The sequence below is a fragment of the Chitinasiproducens palmae genome (assembly GCF_900095735.1).
Classification (GTDB): Bacteria; Pseudomonadota; Gammaproteobacteria; order Burkholderiales; family Burkholderiaceae; genus Chitinasiproducens; species Chitinasiproducens palmae.
On the sequence record NZ_FNLO01000007.1, the window covers coordinates 148,907 to 169,637 of the forward strand.

A 20,731-nucleotide genomic window follows, 5' to 3' on the forward strand; every position below is an offset into this window, starting at 1 on the left:
TCAGGGGGGATGGTGCAGTTTTTCAGCAGTGCGGCATGAGAAACAGGCCAAGTGCACCAAGGGCTATACTGTTCGTACGTACAGTATCGAGGCGAACATGAGCCATTCCTTCCTGATGTCATCTTCGAAGGGCAGCTGCTGGGACTGCCGTCACTGGCGCGGCGGCACGGCCGGTGGTCGCACGCATACGGTCTGCCGACAGACACCCGACCAGCCGCAGGTTCGCGCACAGCCGGAACACGGGTGTGCGTTCTGGGAAGACGCGCCGGCCGAGCAGAAGGCCGCGCTGATGCACCGCCGCAAGAACCCCGCTCCTGTCTAGTCGTCGGACACGAAGGCACCGCAGACCGTCAGCGCCTCGACCAATTCGAGCGTGTCCGCGTCCGGATTGGCCAGGTCGAACGATAGGCGCTCGTCGGCCGCCTGCCGAAAGTCGATACTGGCGGCGTCGCTGGCGACATTGCACGCGCCCGTCACGGGATGAACGAACACGTCGAGCCGCGATCCTTGGGCAATGCTCGGCCGGTCCGGATCCTCCGTCGCCGACGACTTGGCGGCGAGCCGGTAGGGTGCGGCCACGAGCTCCCAATGCGGGCTCTCGGCGCGGCTGGCTACGGTTATCTTCATGGCGCCTTGCTCAGTCGGTGGCCGTGCCGTACTGGCGGGCATACGATTCGGCGGCCCGCTGCATCACGAACTGGACGTACTCGGCATCGGTGTCGAACTTGTCGCCGAAGTCATCGCCGCTGTCGATCGCGGCGTTACGCGCCTCGCGCGCTGCGGTAATGCCGGCCAGCTCGCCGGCGTCGTCAATCTGGATGGTAAAGGTCGTCATCGTCTTCTCCTCAGGAAACTTTGTACCAGGTCTTGTTGCTGCCACGGAACCGATAAGTGCCGCCAGCGCCGGCGACCATGCTCGTGATCATGCCCATGGCTGCAGCGCCGGTCGCAAGCGAATGAGCAACCGTCGTTATCGCAACCGGACAGGCAATCTCGACCTTTTGCCCGTCGGGGGCGTCGGCCGGCCAGACGAAGGTATGCGTCAGCAGGACCGACGTGTGTTTCAGGCACAACGTCAGCGGCGTGCCACCATCCGAGACCGGGATGGTGGTGCTGCCGCCGTTGGTAGGCGTGACGTCGACGAACGTGGTCGGGGGCGAGTAAGCCATTATTCGATCGTCCAGTACGCAAGGGTCGAGTTGTAGGCGAAGGTCGCCGAACTGTCCTGCGCGAGCGTCTTTGTCGTCGCGCCGCTGCGCCCCGTGTAGCTGACCGTCACGGAGCCGGCGCCGACGTTGGCGACAACAAGCGTCTGATCGATGGAAGGGGACGCGGGCATGGTGATGGCGACCGCGCTGGCGCTATTGACGATCGTGCGATACGGGCTGGTCGCCGTCAGCGTCGTGGCCGCCGTGACGATCTGCGAGCGCAGGCTTAGGCCACCAGTCCAGACCATCCGCACACGATTGCCGTTCTGGCCAATATCTCCGCCAGCGTCGGAAATCGGATAGAAATTCCCGCCGGACAGCATTGCCCACTTGTCGGAGCCACCTACGCGGAATCGCAGATTGCGAACGATCCCGGTGCCGGCATTCTCCGTGCCGACGATCGCGTTCGAGCCATCGTGCCGCAGCACCAGGCGCTCATAGTTCGACGCGTCCGAGTAGGTGTTGTAGACCGCATATGATTGCGTCGTCGTCGCGTTGCGCTGCTCGATCGCTCCAGTCGTCGTGCTGTAGATCGGCTGGCCGGCGATTTTGGCGACGGATGGCGCCGGGTATGTGCCGGAGAGGTCGCCGCTGGCCGCGCCGCTCGGCGCGCCGGTGTACTGGCTCGGAAAGCCGAGCACGGCGAGCGCTTGCATCACGGTGGAGACGCTCATTGCGCCACCCACGGGGAGATAGCCGTGATGTTACCAGACGCGTCGCGCGTGAACGTCTGCACCCACGTACGCGAGCCGCTGGTGGCGGTGATTGACGTGATGCGCGAGTTCGCATCGTAGCCGAACACCTGCGTGCACGAACTGGGGTCAAACTCGAAGCCCCGCGAGTCGAGGACGGTTTCCATGATCTTCTCCTACTGAGTGGCGCACGCCGGCGCGTCTGGCTTGACGACGCAGGCCCAGGCTTGCAACTGCCGCAACTTCTCGATTTCCGCATCGTCGGTCTGCGCTACTCCGAAAAGGCGGCTCGCAAGCGCTGGGTCGAGGTCTGCGGTGGTGGTGGCGTCATTGCTTCCGCCGGCGGATTTGGAATCGTCGGGCACTGCACCGCCACCGGCTGCACTGTTGGCTGCACAGTTCCGGACTGCGACGCGCACGCGCTCAGTGCCAGCAGACACAGCGGCGCGATACCTCTGATCGACTTGTTCACGGTCTTTGCGCTCCTGCGCAAGTTGGGCCTGGGCGGCGTCCGCCGCCTGCTGCATGGCGGTCTGTTTGGCGATGGCTTCCGAAGCGGCCTTCTCGGCCGCCGCGGCGACGGCGCGGGCATTGACAGCGCACTGTTCGCCGTCGCGCGCGTGCGCGGCTTTCTCGTCGGCCAGGCGCGGCGCGTCGTAGAGCACGTGCATCGCGCCTGCGCCGATCGCGATACCCAGGGCACCGATGCCGGCGATGAGATAGGGGCTCATACCATCACCATCCCGCCGGCGCGCTGATAGGCCGTCTGAAGGTCCGCCAGACGATTCTCGTGCTGACCATAGCCGGCACCCGGAAGACTCGCCCACACCGCCGACACCTTGTTCACGGCCTGGACGAAATCGCCGGCGTCGATTAGACGGAACGCGCCACGCTCCCGGAGTTGCTGCAACGCGTACTTGTCCTGAGACAACGGCGAGAAGTCGGGCAAGTTCAACGATTTCTGGTAGATCGTCCACCAGCGGTAGAGGATCTGATAGCGGCCGGCAGCAGTGGACTTGTACGTCCGGTTCAGGATGTTCGGGTGCTGCGCGTAGTTCGTGAACAGGATCGGCTGGGAAGGCTTGCTGCCGACCAGCACGTCGTAGCCGTCGTCGGTCTTGGCGAGCAGCGCATCGCCGATCTCGCTGTGCGCGATCATGTCGAGGAACGCCACGCGGTTTTTGCCGCCGGCGGCGTCAGGGGTGATCCGGGCCATTGTCGGGCGCTCCAGGTGCAGGGGGAAGGTTGGGCTGATGCAGGAAGGCGGCGCCGAGGCCGCACGCGAAGATGATTCCCGCCACCGCCGAAGCGAACCAGGCCGGGAATGTCGCGGTCAGGCCCGCTGCTGTGACACCGGCCCAGGCCGCGGTGAATGCGGCGCCGACCGCCATGAGCTTGACGCTCCAGCGTCCCGCGATACGCGCGCGCCAGGCGGGGTCGCGGATGACTTGCAGCTTCATGGCTTTGCCTCGACTCGTGGATTCACGCGCCGCGCCGCTCGGCACTTGCCGTACATGCGCACGACAGTCAGGTCATGCTCCTCAAGCTCGGCGCGCGTTGGATTGGCGGACAGTTCCGGCAGGTCGGGACAGGGCAACCGCGGCGCGTACCGGGGCCGGGGCGTGCCACACGCGGCGAGCGCCACGCAGAGAGACAGGGCGACGAGGCGCATCATTTGGTTCCGTGGTTGACCGCGCGCACGCTGTCGTTGATGGCGGCGGCAGAGTGAGCGGGAACGGGCGCATCGGCCTCAGCGGCGCGCGCCGCACGAGCGGCGGCCAGCTTCGCCGCCTTGGCCTCGGCCGCGGCGCTGGTGGCCTTGCTGTCGATCGATTGCACTCGTTGCGCAATCCGGTCGGTGACTGGCGCACGCTTGCGCAGCAGGTCAAGGATCTCGCGCTGGAGTTGCAGCGACGCCTCGCTTTGCGCAGTTGCAATCGCGGCCACGCTGTCGCGCTCGTCCGCGCGAGACTTGAACTCGTCGCGCACCGCAAGCACCTGGGCCTTGCACTGCGCGCGGATCTCTTCGCGCTCGTGCCGCTCCGATACCTGCGAGACGAAATACGCCGCCGCGGCACCGCAAACGACGGCGAGCGACACCATCAACAGCAGCATGATCAGCAAGGCGCGCGACGACATCGTTTTCATGATCGAGAGTCCTGTTCGATAGCCGTCACGCGCTTGAGCGCCCCGCGGAGTTCATCCCGCAGCGCGTCCACGGCGAGACGATGTTGCTCGCGCAGCGCGTCCATATCCGAGCGATGTTGGAGACGCAACGCTTCCATCTCATCCTGAAGTTCCTCCACTTTCTTCTCGGCACGCTCCGCGCGCTGATTCATCTGCTCGTAGAGCTTCTGCCACTCGGCGCTGGCCTTGGCGAGCGAGTCGCGCGAAAGAATGTGGCGACCGATCCAGCCGACTCCCCCGACGAAACCTCCCGTCAGCGTGGTCGCAAGAATGGCCTTAATGGTGTCGCTCATTCCTTCGAGCCAGGACATCGCAGGCGCCTCATTCCGCCGAGTCGGAAATCGGGACGGCCGTCGAGAACTCGGGCAGTGCCAGGACGTACGCGTATGCCTGCGCGAACACGTCGCCGCCGGCTGGGTCGTACGGGATCTCCACGAAGTCGCCGGGCGTCGCGACCACATAGGTCGTTTCCTCCGTTGCGTACGCGCGCACGGCGAAGGTCATGCGATCGCTTGCCTTCACCGTGACGCTCTCGATGCGATGCACTGCGTCCGGCACCTGAATGCCGATGTCGGCCATGACGGTCATCTTGAACATGTGCGGTTCCTGTTACGCGGTGATGCTTCCGTAGGTCTTCCAGCCGGACGTGGAATCGATGTAGACCTCGCCTTCCTTTCCTCCGGCGGCTGGACGCAGGTATGGCGGCAAGCGCATCCCGGAGTACGGGGTGATTCCCGCGGCGAGCCGTGACGACGTGTTCGGTTCCGGGAAATTGCCGCTCACCAGGCCGCCCGCGAAGTAGCACTGTTCGACGACCATTGGCCCGTAGACCGTCCCGCCAGACAGATACATGTAGGCAGAGTTATCGCTGCGGCAGTCGATGAAGCGCGGTGCCAGAATGCTGCCCGCGCGTAACATCGCGAGGTTCTGATTGTTGCCGGTGATGCGCACGCCCTCGTAGGTCGGGCCCAGCCGCAGCGACGCGGGCATGTTTTTCATGCAAGCGGTGATCGTGGCCGTGCCGGAGTCGGTCCAGTTGATCTTCGAGCGCAAGACGATGAGCCCTTCGCACGACGCGTCAATCGGCTCCGCAGTCATCGTCGTGCAGACGTTGAACTCGTCGTCCATAGAAACCGAGCCCGTCGCCGCGGCGTCGATACCGAGACAGAAGCCGCCCGGATTCGATGAGTAGCGGAACCACTTGTTCGCCCGATAGACAGTCTGCGGGACCAGCGTGTTGACGTAGAAGTCGCCGTAGAACTGATTGCCTTCGATCAATGGCGATTTCGCCAACGTGCTTTCGTTCGGGAACTGGATGCCGATCGTGTTCACGCGGAAAGACATGAACACGTTGCGCGTCATCTGGAAGCCGAGTTGACTCGGGATGTTCGTCCGCGCAACGTTGAACGTGCTGTCGGCGTACAGGAAGATATTTCCGTCCAGCTGACTGCCTCGAACAGCTTTCGACACGCCCTGGCTGTTGATGAAGGCCGGCGCGTTATTGCCTCTGAAAATGACGGTGTTCCCGACATACCGCATGTTGTAGCGGTCGAAGCTGAATGGGGCGTAGGTGCCGCGAATGTGGATCCGATTGCCCGAGACGAGTACGCCGGAGTTGAACGCGCCGTCTTCGGTATAGGTGTGTCCCGGGATATGCGCGCGGATGAACTCGAACCCGTTTTGCGGCGACTTCACATCGCCCGCGCCCATCATATCCACGAAGTTGCCTGCAACAAGGCCATTCGTCCCGCTGACGAAAATGGGCAGGTAGCCGTTCAAGCAGACGTTGTTCAAGACCGAGGCGATCGCCTTCGCCTCGGTCTTGATCAGCATGACGTAACCGAAGATGGTGTTCCCCTCGAACACATTCCCGCGCGACTGATCGTCTACGAACAGACGGTTGTTCTCGCCCTCGGTCGATTGGATGACGGTGTTGAATGGCGGCGGCGCAGTGGAGCTGCTGACATTGAGCGCGTACTCGCCCCAGACGCCGATGTACCCGCAGATCGTGCCCTGCATCTGCTGGCTGTTTTCCGGCGATACAACACTGGCGAGATAGACGCGCGGATTCCAGATGAAATTCTTCCTGGCAATGCCGTAGCAGCCCCAGAAGAAAATCCCGCCGCCGTTGCTGTCCTTGTCCATCGCGCCATTGCGAGCCAGGACGTTGCCGGCGGAGACGTTGTAGATGTAGCAGTTGTCGACCTGCGGCAGGATGCACTGGCGAATCTGCGCGAAATCGCCGTAGATGTCGGTCGCGACTACGCCATCGATGACGGGGCGATCGACATACCGGAAGAAAAACGCACGCACGCCGACGGAGTGCGGCGTCGGATGGGTGACGGCCAGCGTATCGAGGTCCGTCCCACCCTGGTTGCGCTGGCGCGCGTAGCTCACGCGAATGCCGGGCAGCACGCGGACTTGTGGCGCGATGCCGTAGGTCAGATCGGGCGCGGCCTGATACGAGAAAAGGTTGGGCTCCGATACCCAGTTCGTGCCATCCGGGCGCGCAGGCGGATCGATGTTGTCGTACGTCCAGAGCGTTGCGCCTTCACTGACGATGTCGAGGGCCTTGGTTGTCCCGTCATAGACCCAGTCGAAGCGCGAAATACCCCAGTTCACTTCGCCCTCGGGGAAGGCCACCGCGCCGCCGCGCTTCAGGCATGCCGCCAGTGCTGCGAGGACATTTGCGCCGCACGCAATACCATCGCCCGTCACGCCCCACCAACGCGCCAGGCGCGGCCCGCTGAAGCGTCGGCGCCACAACCGACCCAGCGCGTCGCGCACGAACTCCGCGCCGTCATCGGCGATAGAGCCGTCGTCGGTGTCGTCGATGACGAACTGACCGGACCGGCCGCCGGGTTTGATGGTGACCAGTTTGTCGACGATGTAGAGCGAGGACAAAGCGCCGTTGTAGGCGCGCAGCGCCGCGATCGATCCGATCTGACCGGTTCCCGCGAGCACCGTCGCCGATGCCACCTCGGCGGCCATCGCGTCGATCAGTTCGCTAGGTTCGCGGTATGGCTCGACGCTGGTCGAGACATCGCCGCCGGGCGTGAACTTGATGACCTTGCCGGCGCGATAGGCGGCCAGCGGCAGGAGCGTTCGGTAGGCGACGGACGATTCCGGGATGCGGATGCCGCGATTCGCGACCTCCAGCACCAGCGCGTCCATCGCGGCCGCATCGGCGTGAGCGGCTGTCGCGGCCTGCGCCAGAAGGTCGGGCGCTTCGACATACGGACTTGCGGACACGCCCGCGCTGCCATCGCTTCCGAATACGAGCGCCTTCTTCGCGCGCTTGCTCGCAAAGGGAAGGATCGGCGAGGCGTTCGATTGATCCGCATTCGGGAAGCGCAGCGATTTCTGGATGGCCCGCTGATGCTGCTGGACCATCATCGTCAAGCGGTCGAGGGCTTTCTCCTGCGTCTTCGCCGGGAATGCCGAATTCTGCTGGTAGACAGTTTCCTGTGTCAGCGGCACGGCCCGGCTGACGATAATCAGATTGGTTGAGTCGTAGGTCGCGGTCGTGGTGATACTGCCGCCCGATGCCGTGCCGACGCCCGCGACGGTGTACCCGGAATTCAGGGTCAGCGTCGTCGAGGCGTCATCTTTGACCACCTCGACCAACAGGTCGGTGTCGCGCAGAAAATAGAACGGAACGGCAAAGGTCCGCGTCGAACCGTTGCCGGTGTATCCGACCTGCGACGTAGGACTTTCGACGGTCATGAGCGCGCCTCGTGAGGAATGCGCTCATGCTCGCTTCAGACAGTCGCAGGATTCTGCGCCGGCTTACTGCCCCATGGCCGCCGCCAAGTTGGGCGCGCGCTGCGGCCCACCCGATCCGGGGCGCCAGTAGAACTGCTGTCCCCAGTCCTGCGCGGCTTTCTGCTCCATTCGCCCGAGGTAGCCGGGTGACAGATTCTCTTGCAGGCTGTGCATCACCGCGTGGTCGAAGACCTGCTTTGTGTACCAGAGGTTGACGAACGGAATGTGAGAGCGCGCCGTTCGCACCGCCTTCGCCCCGAAGTCGGTCTTCTTCCCTTCCGCAGCCTTGTAGGCATTGGCGATGCCCATGTCGTAAGCCACATCGCCCACGGCCGTGCCGAGCAGCGGGCCGGCCATGCTCTTGAAGAAGTTGGCGCCAGGGCTTCCGAACTGGTCGTTCGGATCTTGCAGAAGCATGTCGCCGGCGAAGCCCAAGCCGCCACCCTTGGCTGCCGCCAGCAGCCAGAACTTCGGCCGGGTCATGTCGATCGGGTCTTTGCCGTCGCGCAGTTGCTGGACCTGTGCGACGATGGCGCCCAAGGCCGTGGCCGACGTCATGAACGCCGCGCCGTAGGCCAGCCGGTTGGCCAAGATCGGCGCACCTTCCAGACCCTGCGGCGTGTTCAGCATGCGGCGCCAGTGACGCGAGATCAGCGAGATCGGAAACGCCTTGAACTGCATCACCGCGCGGGCCAGCTCACCGCGGATCGTGCCGCGCTGCGCCCCGCCGCCGGTTGTGACTACCCGGGTGGCGAGGTCCGGATTCAGCACGGCGTACTCGGATTCGTCGGTGATCAGGTGCAAGACCTTCGTGACCACCTCGTCGGCGCGCGCGTGGCCGCTTGCCCGAATCGATTCCGGCGTCAGAAAATCTTGATCCCGGAAGCGCGTAAGCTGCGCCTGGCGCACAACGCTCCAGTCGTCCTCGGTGATGCCGGCGTGTTCCATGCGCCAGCGATCGTACTGAGTGAGGGAGCCCCAGTCGGTCCGCGACAGGCGGGCCAGGCCGCCCATCATCGTCAGGCTGAAGCCGCGACGCAGGCTGTCGGTCCAGGCAGTGAGAAGCGATAGTTTCATCGTCGAGTTGGCCAACCGTCCCGACCAGTTGTTCCGGATCTGATCGCTGGCCCATCGGTTCATGTCGCCAGCCATCGATTCGGCGATTACGCCGTGCATCGTGAGGAAGTCCTTGGTCTCCCCGCTGAATGCGGCTCGACCAACATTGCGCATCGCCTCGAAGTACGGCAGCTTGTTGAAGCCGGTCGTCACGAATAGCGTGTGCACATCGGTGATCGAGGAGAGCAGGGCGCTTTGCAGCTTCCCGAACGTCTGAATGTTTCGTGCGGTCATTGCGATGCCGGCTATCTGGGCGTTCGATGCGGTGCTGGCGTTGCCGTTGACGACTTCCCAATAGGACTGCGGCCGTGCGCCGAACGAGCGGCCGAGGTCGTTCACCTCGCGCCCGTCGGCGCGCGCCGCCAGGTCGAATTGCAACCGCATCTGCGTGTTCGGGTTCGGGCCGTACCGCTCGACGAGACCGATGTTCCGCGACATGCCGCCGATGTGCGCCCCCATCGCGTCGTACATGCTGCCGCTGCCGTACTGCGCCATGTATGACAGGTAGGCGTCAGCGTCGCGGAAGTGGATCTGACGCGACTCGCTGCCGCGCGTCGCGCGCGCGCCGCGGCCCGGCACGCCGCCGGCACCCGGTTCCAGCCGGTTCAAGCCGCCCGTCGACAGCGTCTGCCATGCCTCGCCTAGAAACGCTGCTACCTGCTGGTCGTTCATCGGCGCGCCGTCCTCGTTCAGATAGCGCCGGCGGTCGAGCAGCGGCAGGGTGTCGCTCACCCACTGGTCACGAGCCGCATCACCGCCTCGCCCGAGAATGCGAATCTGGTCGTGCGGCTGGGGAATGTAGCCGTACTCAAGCCTGCCAACATCGCCGCCGCTCTGGTTGAAGCGCTCGCGCATCCCCTCGATGGTGTCGAGCCACGCGCGCGCGCCGCGCTGCGCCGTCTGGTTGCCGCTGGAGCCGTCCGCTTGCCCGAAGATCTCATGCACCAGATCGCGCGACATACGCGGATTGTCGGTGTCGAACAGGATCATGGCGACGCGGCGGCCCGCGCTGGCACCTTCAGTCGACGTGACCGCGTCGAGCAAGTCCATCAGGTGCGAGAGGTTGTCCCGCTTCACGGCGTCGATGTAGCCCTGCGTCTGCTCGAGATCGTGGACGAGCGCGGCCGATCGGCTCGTCCCGTCCGCGGTCGTGTGGGCGATGCGCGTCTCCGTCTGATGCGTCTTGAGCGCCTGAAGGTGAACGCGTTCCAGGCGCTTCGCCGCCTCGTCGGCCAGGTCCTGCGCCGCGCGCTGGGCCGCGGCGAGCGTGCGCTGATCCGGGGGCAGGGCGCGCCACGCCGCCGGATCCTCGCCGGCGAGACGCCGCGCTGTGCCACGGATCCGGTTGTCGATCTCGTCTATCTCGGACTGGCGCAGCTCGCGACCGGCCGCCCGGGTGACGGCTTCAATGCATGTCGGATTCATCAGTCGGCCCCGTTAGCGATAAAACAGTTGGCGGCAACGCGCATGAGCGGCGCCAGTTCGAGATCGCGAGCGATTTCGGCTTGGGCCGCCTCCACGGCTTCGGCGTATGACATAGTGCGCGAGCCACCTTCATCGGCTTCCAGCGCGGCGACGGGCATGTCCGGGCGCTCGGCGAGCAGGGCGTCAGCGGCCGACTTGCTTTCGGCGGCGCCTTCCCCTATCCTTGAATCGCCGGTCCCGAGGCTAGCTGTGTCACCCGAGGGCTTTGCAGCGACAGTGTCCAGAGAAGTGCCGCTGCCGGCACCTTCCTTTTCGTAAGCGGTGAGCAACCATTTCTTCGGCTTGCCCTTCCAATCCAAGCTGACCACCGCCTGGCCGTTCTCATCTGACAGGCGGACCCGGTTCAATCCTGAGTTGGCCTTGTCCTTCTTCAGCCGCGACAGAAGGCCTTGTAGGTCATCCAGCACTTCAGGATGTTTGACCACAATCTTCGCTAGCCCGGTGCCGGGTCGCTTACCCTGCGGCGGCGTTCCCCAGACAAGGTCAATATCCCCCACCTCCGGGTGGAAGAGTGCGGCCGTTGCTTCTCCGTTCTGGTCTTTCATCAAGCGCGCAATCGCGCCTTGGGCATCGCCGCGATAGTTCTCATGGATCGGGCCGAAATCTCCAACCGCCAGCGGCCGTTCCGGAATCGTGGCCCGCTCGCCGGACGCGTAGCGCGCGGCCGCGTCCGCAATGCTTCCACGGGGCGTCCCTGGCGAATCGATGGCCGACCGCTCCGTGCGAGCGCCCTTCAGTTGTCGGTCGAGCATAGCGAGCGAACCGCGCGCTTCCTCCGCTCGCGCGTTCTGGTCGATCAATCCCCGCAGGCGGTTGATCTGCTGGTCCCGTGCCTCGGTCTGCGAACGGAACTCGGCTTCAGCATTTCGGGCAATCTGCGCCTGCTCCCGCGCGGCGCGAGTGCGCGTGACCTCGTAGGTCCGACGCGGCTGCATCGCTGCTGTGATCTCGTCGAGGTTGGGCTGGCGCGCCTCCAGATCGGCCAGTTGCCGGCGCAGCTCGACGATGGTGCCGGGCTCTGCCGAGCCGCCGGATTCGCCTACCAGTTCCGCGCGCGTCGTCTCCATTCGGCCGATGAACGCATCCAGTATCTCGGCTTGCCGGGCATCGGTGGGCGAGACCAGATCGGACACATCGACACGCAGCCCTGAGCCGGCCTGATCCTGCGCCCGTTGAAAGGCGGCGAGATTGGCGGCCAGGGCGTCGAAGTCGTCGGGGTTGCCGAGGTTGGATTCCTCCAGGATCTGGCGATTCTGCGCCACGCGCGCGGCGTCCACCTGATCCTGGGTCGGACGCATGCCTTGCATCGCCTCGTCTGCGCCTCGGTCGGCGAGATGCTGCTCGACCCGTTGAAGATAGTTGATCGTCTCGCGCGCGCTCGGCTGGCCGCCTGCGGCGACGCGGCGCGCCTGTTCGACCCCTCCGTTGTACTCGGTGATCGCAGCACGCCAGTCGCCGTTGTAGCGGCGGCCGAGGTCGGCGAAGTACCGGCCGGCGGCGTCAATCGAGTTGACCGGGTCGGTGGGATCGCCGCGACCATAGGCGCGCCACGTTGCGTCGATGAACTGCATGACACCGCGGGCGTTGGCGCTGCTGACCTGGTCGCTGTTCGAGCGCTCGCCGGCGTTCTTGATGGCGTTCAGCAGACCGGCCGGCAGGTTGTTCGCCTGCTCGACCTGTGCGGCGTAGGCATCCAGGCGGGCATCGTTGTAACGTAGCGCGCGCCGCTCGTTGCCGCCCATCTGGACCAAGTCGCGTGCCGCAGCCGGATCGGCGACCCGCGCCGGCGCCGCGCCGCGCGTCGCACGATAATGCAGCGCGCCGAAGGTCGCCGGAATCAGCGTGGAGACAGCGAGCCCGACCGGGTCGAACGGGTCATAGGTCGTCGACTGCTGGTCGTAGCCGGCGTTGTTCAAGATCGCGCGGATCGCCGCATTCTGTGCGACGAAAGCGCCGGGCCCGCCCGCCGCGACAAGCGCTGCCGTACTGGCGATCGATCGGCCGGCGATTGGTGCTGCAACGCCGAGCGCGGCGCCTGCGCCCGCTACCGCGCCCACTGCAGTCCGAGTGCCGATGTCAACGCCTTCGCGCTTCAGCTTCTCAGCCTCAGTCTCGCCCTCGCTCGCCCCAGTCAGCGTCGCGCCGACGAACGGGTTGCCGCTGGCGACCGTCAGTCCTACCGCCTTCGTCAGCCCCTTCGACAGCCCGAACAGGATCTGCTCGGCCGCGTTCGCTGACTGCGGGTTCGGCGCCATGCCTGCCGAGACGCCGTAAAGCGCGCTGCCGACTTCCGACGAGAAAGCGGCACCGGACTGAATATCAGCCCGCGCGCCGGCGCCGGCGGCGTAGCGCTTGGCCGCGGCCTCGGGATCAAGTAGCAGAGACGGATCGGTCTGTGATGTGTAGCCGCCGACCACGTCGCCGAAGGCTTTAATGGTGTCCGCGCCGAACGCCCCGATTTCGGTTAGACCGGCACCGATGCCGCGTGGGAGCGCCGTCAGCGTTGGGACGATGCCGGATGGGCGGGGCGTCGGCGGCACTGGCAAGGGTCGCGCATTGGCGTCGTCGATCGCCGTCAGTGTGTCCGCCGCGTACGGGTCGTTGATCCCGCTCATTTCAACCTCACGACGATCGGTTGGCGCTGGCTGTTCGTCACGTAGCCGTTGCCGGCCTGGACGACGTAGCCGCCGGTGGGCGTCACGCGAACCAGCTTCGCGGATGGCACGCGCGCCAGGAATTCGGGAACGGTGACAGTCGAACCACCGATATGCACCTTGCCGTCAGATACGTCCGTGGCAATGCTCGTCGGGTCGACTGCCTTGACTGCAGCGGTGAAACGGCGCTCGTCCCATCCGTAAGGCGTGGCCGTCTGCTTGCCGTTGAATGCAACGACGCCGCCCGTCGCGGCATCGACGGCGGTGCGTACGTTGTCAGCGTTGACCGTGGCCGGCGCGGTCTTGTCGCGCGCGGACAGTCCGGCGTAGATGTAATACGCTGCGTCGATCGAGTCTTGATCCTGCGTGCCGCTCGCGAACGTGCCCCGGACTTGCTGCGCGATCTGTGCTCGGACACCTTGCTGCGCCTTGTCGTCCATGCCGGCCGTCTTGTCGGAGAGGGCCTGCACGCCTCGCCCGATCAGCGTCGCCACCGGCTCGCCGCCGCGCGTGGTGGCGTTGATTGAGCCGGCCATCAGTTGCAGGTAGAGCGGTCGGTTCTTCTCGCCGAACTGCTTCGCAAGCGCCGCGGCGCGGCCCGGGTCTCCGATCTCCCGGCCGAGCTGCGAAATCGCGGTGCCGCGCTGATCAGGTGGCAGGGCCTGAAGCACGTCGGCCAGCTGGCTGGCCTCCTGCGGCTGGAATGGCGAGACGCGGTAGCCGGACGGGCCCGCCCAGGCCTCGACGACGCCCTGCGCGCCGGCGCGGCTGCGCACCACGCTCAGCGCATCGTCGACGGAACTGATCTGCGCGACCGGCGCATTCTTCGTGACGCCGCGTTCCTGAGCCGCCGCCCATGGGTTCGTCTTGACCTCGGTTGCGATTGCATCGTTGATGCCGCGCCGCGACGCGAGCACCTTCGCCTCGGTCGTGTCGACGCCCTGTCCCGGCGTGGTGGCCACGCCCGACTCGCGCGCGACCTCCTGCTGCCGCTGGTCGTAGGACATGCTCGCGAACCCGCCGCGCGCCGCGCCGGCGGCGAACAGTTCGCGCACTCTGGCGACCTCCTGAGGCCCGACCGCCGTGGCCTTGGCGATGGCGTCCTGCTGCATGGCGGGCGACGGCACCAGCCCCTTGTCGATCAGGTCGAACGACGCGTTGTAGGCGTCCGTGCTCGCGTTCTCCGCGGCGATGCGCTGCGTCTCGGCCGCGTTCGCCTGACGCTGCACCTGCAGGCCGGCGTGCTGCTGGAGCATGACCAGCTTCTGCGGCGGCAGGTCGCGCACCCATTGCGGCGCCTTGTCGAGCGGCGATGTCAGCGCAGCATAGGCGGACGCGGGGTCAGCGTTCAGCGCCGCGGTGCCGGCGGCAGTCGCCAATACGTCGCGCGAGTGTTCGCCCAGCTTCGCCTTGATGTCCGGCGGAAGAACCGAAGACTGAAGCAGGGCAGTTTGCTGCGCGCGCTGCTGGTCGTACTGGCTCGGGTCCATTGCGACGATGCGCGCCGCTGCGTTCGATCCGTCCTGGTACTGGCTGACGTTGTAATCGCGCTGCTGTGTCGCCTGCCAGTTGATAGCTTGGCCGCCGAGCGACGTGCGCTGACTGGTCAACGAGGCTTCCAGGAACTTTCGCGCCGTCGGCGTCGGTGCGGTCAGCAACGCCGTCGCAGCATCCTCGTCGTACCCCTTGAGGAAATTCGGGGTGAAGTCGGCCGCGCCCGGCGCCGCGCTGTCCTGCTGCTGCCGCATGCGCTCGATCTGGCTGAGCTGGAACTCGCCGGCGGTCTTGGCCGCCCACGCGCGCCCGTCCTCCTGTTCCTGGATGTGCACAGCCGCAGCGAGACCGAACCCGGCCTGACCCGCCTGCTGCAACTCTTGACCGAGCCCTTCCTGCCGAACAGCCTGCATCGGCGCGCCAGGGATGTTGCCGCCAGCACTGACGCGCTCGTCGTAGATAGGGATGCGCACACCTGCCATGTCAGCCTCCGAATCCGTACATCAAGGACCGACTCGCATACCCGGAGGTTGCGCCAACGCCGCCAGCCGCGCCGAGCCGCGCGAAGGACGAGTACCCCATCAGCGCGCTCGTGCCTGCGCCGATCACGCCGCCGATGAGCGCGGTCTTCGCGTTCGAGCGGTACTGCGCCGCCTGCATGCGGCTTTGGCGCGCCTGCTCTTCGTAGCTGTTCGCCTGCAAGATGCCCTGATAACGCGTCTGCAAGGCGTCGAGTTCGGCACTGCCGGTGCTCTGCACCTGCACGTCAAGCGCCGACCCGCTGCTTGGATCGAACCCCGATTCGGAGACAGCCGCCCGCTGCGCGCCGAGCTGCTGAGCGGATTGCCGGCGCTGCTGCTCTTCCCGCGCGACGCCCTGCTGATAGGCAATGCCCGCGTTGCGATCGGCAAGATTGGCGTTGTACTCCGCGGCCGTCGCCTGGTTCGCGGCATTGCGCGAGTTCGTGTAGCCATTGATCAGCGAGCCGGCGCCGCCGACAACCGCGGACGTGATGGCCAGGGTTCCCGGATCCATTACTTCACCCTCGCATAGAGGACGACATCGCGGCCGTCCGTTGTGTACTTGCGGCGCACGCCTTCAGCCACGAACCCCAGGCGTTCGGCCCAGCGGATGCCGGCGGTATGTGCTGCATCGACATCCATTTCGATGCGGCGCCACGGCGCGTCGCGCAGCACGCCAAGCACCAACCGATGTACGTGCCGGAAGCGGCGCAGCGCCTCGTCGGAGAAAAGCGCCCACGACAGCGCCCGGCCAGGCCATGCCTCGATGATTCCGCCGCACGCGAGCGTCGTGTCGCCATCGACGACGGCCCAGCCGACGCTCTTTTCGTAGCTGGCCAGTTCTTCCGCGTATCGCCGATCGATCAGCCCAGCGGTCACGGCCTGCGCCTGCTGCAATTCCACAGCCAAAACATGCTCGGCGCGCAGCTTCTCGATCCTCATGTGGCCACCGTCAATTCAGGCATAAAGGCGAGCAGCGTCACGGGAAGCGGCTGACTATTTTCATAACAGATGAATGCCTCGTCCTGGTAGCCGACCAGCCAGAGGCTTTGCTTGTCGCCCGTGAAGAGTGGTGGCGCCTGGTCCATCTGGTCGGCCGGGCGTCGGAAGTTGAGGTCTTCCATCTGCGTGAAGTTCGGCCCCACGCGCCCGCCAAGCGACGACAGCAGCCGCGTCGTGACCTTGGTCAGACGCTTCGTCTTGCCCTGGCCGGTGCCCGTCGGCGTGTTCACGTTCAGCTGCATCGTGCGCAGCCGGCACGTGCTGGGCAGGCCGACATGCACGACAGTCGCCGCCGCGTCGAGCGTGATCGCGCCGCCCGATACGGTTTGGTTCGGTGTCGCGGCGCCGTTGGCCAGCACGGCCACCTCTTGGCCTTCCAGGTGGGAGAGCCCCGATATCGTCGCGGCCGCAGTCCCGGAATAGCTCAGACCGCAATCGACGTAGAAGGCGTTCGCCTGCGCATCACCAGTCTGGAGCGGCAGGCGCATGTATTCGACGAAGCGCCGTGTCGCGCCGCCGATCACGCGGCGCACGATCATCCACAGGTCGTCATAGGTGCCATCGGGCGACGGCATGACCGCGACGCACTCAACGGCACCATTGGTCATCGGGTGGCGCTGCCAGCCGATTACGTCCGAGCGGCCTTCCTCCTGATCGTAGGTCATGCCCAGCAGCGTGCCATCGCCGCGCGCGGCCCACACGATCGAGAAGGGCTCCTGCTGGAAGGCGAGGGAAAGGATGCCGCTACCGTTGCCGCTGGCACCCGTGGTGATGTGGTCAGCCAGCTTCGTCGTGTCGGTCGAGACGTAGTTGTCGCTCGAGTAGCTGTACTTGTAGTCGCGCAGCTTCTTGCCGCTGGCCTGTACGAAGAGCAGGGCGCCGCCAACCTCAATCGGCACGATGCCGCGCGACCCGTAGCTGGTGCGGCGCACGGCCTGGATGTTCGAGGCGCTGACGGCTTCGCTTTGCTGAATCGGCCCGATCACCCATTCGTCGCCGTTCATGCCGACGAGCAGATTATCCGACGGGGATAGCCAGACCACTTCATTGAGCCGGCGCGAGTTGAGCTGCTGCACGATCGCAGAATCGGCCGTGGATTCGTCGGCCTCTTGCGTCGCGAAATTCTCATAGTCGGCGGATACCGACATGGCGATCCAGCGCCCGCGCGCGAGCACCAGGCGATTGCGCCAGAAAGCGCCATTCGTCGGCCAGCCATCGATGCCGTTGAACAGCGCCTTGCGCCACTTCCACGTGCCCTGATCCACGATCTGTTGCGGCATGATGATCGTGTCATCCTGGCTGTCGCCGGTCGTCACGTAGGCGCTTGCCGTCCGCGCGTCGGTGATGGCCGTGATCTTTGCGTAGGAGTAGCCGCTGTTGATGTACTGCCACTCGACGCCAATGCTGCCGTAGTCGTCGTTGTCGGCGTCCACTCCGTCGCCGTCCCATGCGTAGCCCTCGGTATGGGTCGGCGTCTGGTCGCCCGTTACCGCGTGCGTAGGCTGCGATCCGACGGCGTTGCACCGATAGACGCGCTTGTCGACGCGCCGGTAATCGCCGACGGATACGTACTGGTGCACCGCCCACGGCCGGATGTCCGAGAAGTCTTCCACCTCCAGATAGACGATCGTCCCGACATCAGCCGCGGTGAAGGCGTCGAAGTTGGCCGTCAGAGTGATGGCGCCCGACCGATCGCTGGCCTGAATGATCTTGCTTCGGTCGATGTTCTGATCCTGCAGCGGGCCGGCGGATAGATTGGTCTGCTGCAGGACAAAGGTGGTCGCGCTGGTGCGCAGCAGCTTCGTCGGCGGGTAGTAGGGGTGGAAGATATACATCGTGTCCGCGCTCTGCGCAAAACGCAGGGCGAACACGCCGTCGGAGTCGGTCAGGTATGCGGCGGTGTAGGGCGAAGCGATCGCGACCTGCGTACCGCCCGAGACGAGCCGGCCACGATCCGTGTAGAAGCGGATGATACCGTTGCCAAACTCCAGCATGTACTTCGTGCCGTCGGAGACAACGAACTCTTTTAGCCACGTGCGCTGCCCGCTGTCGGCGACCTCCGACACGAACGTCGTGCCGCCGCGGCGCACGGCAGGGCCCTGAACCGTCGTGATGAAGTTCTCGAGCAGCGAACAGCCGTTCGGGTACTTCTCGAAGTCGACGCGGCCGCCCATCATTGGCGACAACTCACCGGCGTCAAAGGTCGTCAGGATCGGCGTCGCGCTCATCGCACGTGCGCCTCCATCCAGGTATCGTCGGCGATCGCCTGGGACGGCCGCTCGATCGCGTTGGCGCGGATCGCCGCGCGCACGGCCAACTGATATTCCTGCATCGCCGTCTGCTTGTTCGACACGACCTGCGTGATTGGCATTGCGCACTCCCACGCCAGCCGGCATGCCAACACCTCGACGAACAGCGAGTCGTATTGCGTGGCGTCCGTCATGCGGCGGATGTAACGCACCGCCAGCGGTGCCGGCAGGTCCGTGAGCAACGCGCGACCTTCGAGGGAGTAGAGCCCGCGCGTGTCGCGCGTGGCGGGGTAGGCGTTGAACTCCCCGACCTGGATCAGGCGAAGGAAGTCGGCCGGGAGTTGGAACTGCTGGCTGAACCCGAAAACCGGATCGATGCTGAGCGCCGGAAGCCGCGCGCGCGTCTTGGCGAAGTTCCAGACGTTGGCGCGCAGCTCGGACTCAAGGACGATGTCGTACATCGAGAACAGCGTTTCCGCAGCCTTCGAGTCTTCATCGAGGGTGGTGATACGCGCTTCACCAAGTTTGGTGAGCGCGCGGTTGGCGATTTCGATCTGTGACGCCACGGCGCGTTACTCCGTTACGGCGCGCCGCTTCCGTCCTGCTCGCCGGATGAATCGCTCGAGGTCGAGTCCTTCGGTGCGGTCGCGCCAGAGGCTTTTGGGGGCCGCTGGCCTTTCTCGTCGCCCTTCACCCGCTCCATCCAGGTGCCGGGCTCGCCATTGAAGTCGAAGATTTCGCCGGGTTCCACGATTCGATGGACCACGCGGCGCCCGGTTGCGTCCTGGCGCTTCACGGGCGTTGCGTCCTCGACGGCAATCTGGCCGCGTTCCAGTGCGCGATATTTCGGCATGGCTTACACCGAGTAGCCGGACTTGTACTGGCGCTTGTTCTGGATGTCCTTGGTGATGAACGTCGAGAACGCGCCGGCAGTCAGCGGGCCGGTGCCCACGGTGTAGCGCACGCCGAGATAGCGCTTGTACGCGCCGGCGGGCAGTCGTACCTTGATCGGCTCAGCACCGGCCGTCAGTTGCGCGACCGGGATCGCCGCCGACGTGTAGTGCACCGTCGGCGCCGTCGCCAGCGCCGGATCGCTATCCGACTCCAGTGTGATGACGACAGTCGCGGCGCCGGCGGCTGCAGCCGAGGCGTCGACCTGTGCGACGAACCACACTGGTTCGCCGGCGCCAATGTCCTGCACCGGGTTGGCGTTCGACGGGTTGAGGTCGATCACGTTGGTCGAAACAGCGGTCGCGGTCACGACTTGGCTGTCCGAGAACTCGTTGGTCTTGTCGAGAATCATTGCTCGCTCCTATGGGATCGGTGCCCGCTCGGTCAGACGACCCGCGCTTCGGTGTTCAGGATCTGATCGACTTCGCGCAGGGGGATGCCCAGGAACTCGGTCGCGAACTGGTCAGCGGCTTGACGGATGGCCAGCGCGTTGCTCGACTTGTTCAGCGCCTGGATGTCGAGCGCTTGCAGCACCGTGCGGTTCGCGTAGACGCGAGGCATCACCCCGTTCAGGCTCGGCATGCGACGCTTGGCCATGATCATCAGATTGATCAGGTTAGCGGCCGCCGTCGTCGGGTTGCCGTTCGTGCCGGTCAGGTTGGCAACGTCGACATTCGCGATGCGCACGACATAGCGCCAATCCTTCACGACCAGGCCGCAATCCCACTTGAAGAGATCGGCATACGCGCGGTAGCGGTTCTGGTTCGCATCGAACGCGTCGATTTCGCCCAGGTCGCGATGCTGAAGGCCCGCCTTGGAGTTGCGCGGGTAGATGCCATAGACGGTGCGGCGGCTCCAGCCGACCACCCAAATCGACGTGTTGTTCGAACCCGTGCCGCCCGCATCGATGATGTTCTGGGCGCTGGCGCCGCCGGCGATCGTCGAATAGCGCGGCACGAGACCGTAGAACTGCTCGGGGTTGATCGAGGTGTCGCCGTAGAACAGGGTGCTCGCGAAGGTCTGACCCATCGTTTCGATGAAGGTCGACGCCTCGTCCATGCGGAACATGTTCGGGTCGACCGCCAGACGGACCGCGTCCACGTCCGGCTCGCTGCGCGCTTCGAGCATGCCGCAGGTGTCGTCGACCTGCGCGGTCGTGCTCTTGCTGGGCGGCACACCTTGGTACAGCTTGCGCCAGATCGGCACCGGCAGACCCGTGCGGATCGTCGAACGATTGCCGGTCGGCAGGTTGCCTTCGATCCAGGGGATGTCCTCGATGATCTCGTGCGTGTTCGCCAGCAGTTCGGCCACGTCGGCCGTTCGGCCGTCCGGGTCCAAGCGCTTCGAGATGTCGATCAGGCTCAGATTGTTCTTGCTGATGATGGCCATTCTTCAAACTCCGTAGGT

General features: G+C 65.4%; 23 protein-coding genes. 2 read left to right on the forward strand and 21 right to left on the reverse strand.

The window, feature by feature from the left end; all coding sequences use genetic code 11:
- Window positions 1–97 precede the first annotated feature (97 nt).
- The gene (locus BLU54_RS12950; RefSeq protein ID WP_091908890.1) at window positions 98–322 is read left to right on the forward strand and encodes a hypothetical protein; all 225 of its coding nucleotides are present in this window, start codon (window positions 98–100) and stop codon (window positions 320–322) included.
- On the opposite strand, the gene BLU54_RS12955 is transcribed toward BLU54_RS12950, so the two are convergent.
- The 5 genes from BLU54_RS12955 to BLU54_RS12975 are packed head-to-tail and all read right to left on the reverse strand — an operon-like array spanning window position 319 to window position 2,067.
- Complete coding sequence (locus BLU54_RS12955; protein WP_091908894.1) at window positions 319–627, reverse strand: hypothetical protein; 309 nt, start codon at window positions 625–627, stop codon at window positions 319–321. The two genes, BLU54_RS12950 and BLU54_RS12955, sit on opposite strands and share 4 nt — an antisense overlap.
- 10 nt (window positions 628–637) lie before the next feature.
- Window positions 638–835, reverse strand: coding sequence for a hypothetical protein (locus BLU54_RS12960; protein ID WP_091908897.1), 198 nt, complete (start codon window positions 833–835; stop codon window positions 638–640).
- 10 nt (window positions 836–845) lie between these two features.
- Window positions 846–1,169, reverse strand: coding sequence for a hypothetical protein (locus tag BLU54_RS12965; protein ID WP_091908900.1), 324 nt, complete (start codon window positions 1,167–1,169; stop codon window positions 846–848).
- Complete coding sequence (locus BLU54_RS12970) at window positions 1,169–1,882, reverse strand: hypothetical protein (protein WP_091908901.1); 714 nt, start codon at window positions 1,880–1,882, stop codon at window positions 1,169–1,171. The genes BLU54_RS12965 and BLU54_RS12970 overlap by 1 nt, the downstream gene beginning before the upstream one ends.
- Complete coding sequence (locus BLU54_RS12975; RefSeq protein WP_091908904.1) at window positions 1,879–2,067, reverse strand: RHS repeat protein; 189 nt, start codon at window positions 2,065–2,067, stop codon at window positions 1,879–1,881. The genes BLU54_RS12970 and BLU54_RS12975 overlap by 4 nt, the downstream gene beginning before the upstream one ends.
- A 60-nt stretch (window positions 2,068–2,127) precedes the next feature.
- Between BLU54_RS12975 and BLU54_RS23745 the strand changes: the two genes are divergently transcribed.
- Entirely contained in the window at window positions 2,128–2,658 is a 531-nt protein-coding gene (locus BLU54_RS23745; RefSeq protein ID WP_170845142.1) for a hypothetical protein, read from the forward strand.
- Here BLU54_RS23745 and BLU54_RS12990 read toward each other — a convergent pair.
- From BLU54_RS12990 to BLU54_RS13065, 16 genes are all read right to left on the reverse strand, one after another.
- Window positions 2,628–3,116, reverse strand: a complete 489-nt coding sequence (locus BLU54_RS12990; protein WP_091908912.1) for a glycoside hydrolase family 24 protein — start codon at window positions 3,114–3,116, stop codon at window positions 2,628–2,630. The genes BLU54_RS23745 and BLU54_RS12990 overlap by 31 nt on opposite strands.
- Window positions 3,097–3,360: a DUF7940 domain-containing protein gene (locus BLU54_RS12995; RefSeq protein WP_091908915.1), complete on the reverse strand. Its 264-nt coding sequence runs from the start codon at window positions 3,358–3,360 to the stop codon at window positions 3,097–3,099. The genes BLU54_RS12990 and BLU54_RS12995 overlap by 20 nt, the downstream gene beginning before the upstream one ends.
- Window positions 3,361–3,571: 211 nt before the next feature.
- Window positions 3,572–4,048 (reverse strand): hypothetical protein, encoded by a 477-nt coding sequence (locus BLU54_RS13000; protein ID WP_091908918.1) that lies wholly within the window; start codon window positions 4,046–4,048, stop codon window positions 3,572–3,574.
- Window positions 4,045–4,398 carry a hypothetical protein gene (locus BLU54_RS13005; RefSeq protein ID WP_091908921.1) on the reverse strand — a complete coding sequence of 118 codons (354 nt, stop codon included), beginning with the start codon at window positions 4,396–4,398 and terminating at the stop codon, window positions 4,045–4,047. The genes BLU54_RS13000 and BLU54_RS13005 overlap by 4 nt, the downstream gene beginning before the upstream one ends.
- Before the next feature lie 10 nt (window positions 4,399–4,408).
- Window positions 4,409–4,684, reverse strand: a complete 276-nt coding sequence (locus BLU54_RS13010) for a hypothetical protein (RefSeq protein ID WP_091908924.1) — start codon at window positions 4,682–4,684, stop codon at window positions 4,409–4,411.
- A 12-nt stretch (window positions 4,685–4,696) separates the two neighbouring features.
- Window positions 4,697–7,813 carry a hypothetical protein gene (locus tag BLU54_RS13015; RefSeq protein ID WP_091908927.1) on the reverse strand — a complete coding sequence of 1,039 codons (3,117 nt, stop codon included), beginning with the start codon at window positions 7,811–7,813 and terminating at the stop codon, window positions 4,697–4,699.
- Between the two features lie 63 nt (window positions 7,814–7,876).
- A complete protein-coding gene (locus BLU54_RS13020; protein WP_091908929.1) occupies window positions 7,877–10,393 on the reverse strand; it encodes a hypothetical protein in 2,517 nt (838 codons plus the stop codon).
- The gene (locus BLU54_RS13025) at window positions 10,393–12,993 is read right to left on the reverse strand and encodes a lytic transglycosylase domain-containing protein (RefSeq protein ID WP_170845143.1); all 2,601 of its coding nucleotides are present in this window, start codon (window positions 12,991–12,993) and stop codon (window positions 10,393–10,395) included. Before BLU54_RS13025 ends, BLU54_RS13020 begins: the two co-directional genes overlap by 1 nt.
- A gap of 71 nt (window positions 12,994–13,064) precedes the next feature.
- Window positions 13,065–15,083, reverse strand: coding sequence for a hypothetical protein (locus BLU54_RS13030; protein ID WP_091908934.1), 2,019 nt, complete (start codon window positions 15,081–15,083; stop codon window positions 13,065–13,067).
- Window position 15,084: 1 nt separating this feature from the next.
- Window positions 15,085–15,636: a virion core protein, T7 gp14 family gene (locus tag BLU54_RS13035; RefSeq protein ID WP_091908937.1), complete on the reverse strand. Its 552-nt coding sequence runs from the start codon at window positions 15,634–15,636 to the stop codon at window positions 15,085–15,087.
- Entirely contained in the window at window positions 15,636–16,025 is a 390-nt protein-coding gene (locus tag BLU54_RS13040) for a GNAT family N-acetyltransferase (RefSeq protein ID WP_235837953.1), read from the reverse strand. Before BLU54_RS13040 ends, BLU54_RS13035 begins: the two co-directional genes overlap by 1 nt.
- A gap of 35 nt (window positions 16,026–16,060) precedes the next feature.
- Window positions 16,061–18,352 (reverse strand): phage tail protein, encoded by a 2,292-nt coding sequence (locus BLU54_RS13045; RefSeq protein ID WP_091908942.1) that lies wholly within the window; start codon window positions 18,350–18,352, stop codon window positions 16,061–16,063.
- A complete protein-coding gene (locus BLU54_RS13050; protein ID WP_091908945.1) occupies window positions 18,349–18,939 on the reverse strand; it encodes a phage connector family protein in 591 nt (196 codons plus the stop codon). The genes BLU54_RS13045 and BLU54_RS13050 overlap by 4 nt, the downstream gene beginning before the upstream one ends.
- 14 nt (window positions 18,940–18,953) lie before the next feature.
- Complete coding sequence (locus BLU54_RS13055; RefSeq protein WP_091908947.1) at window positions 18,954–19,226, reverse strand: hypothetical protein; 273 nt, start codon at window positions 19,224–19,226, stop codon at window positions 18,954–18,956.
- A gap of 3 nt (window positions 19,227–19,229) precedes the next feature.
- Window positions 19,230–19,676, reverse strand: a complete 447-nt coding sequence (locus BLU54_RS13060) for a Bbp16 family capsid cement protein (RefSeq protein WP_091908950.1) — start codon at window positions 19,674–19,676, stop codon at window positions 19,230–19,232.
- 32 nt (window positions 19,677–19,708) lie between these two features.
- The gene (locus tag BLU54_RS13065) at window positions 19,709–20,713 is read right to left on the reverse strand and encodes a major capsid protein (protein ID WP_091908954.1); all 1,005 of its coding nucleotides are present in this window, start codon (window positions 20,711–20,713) and stop codon (window positions 19,709–19,711) included.
- Window positions 20,714–20,731: the final 18 nt, after the last annotated feature.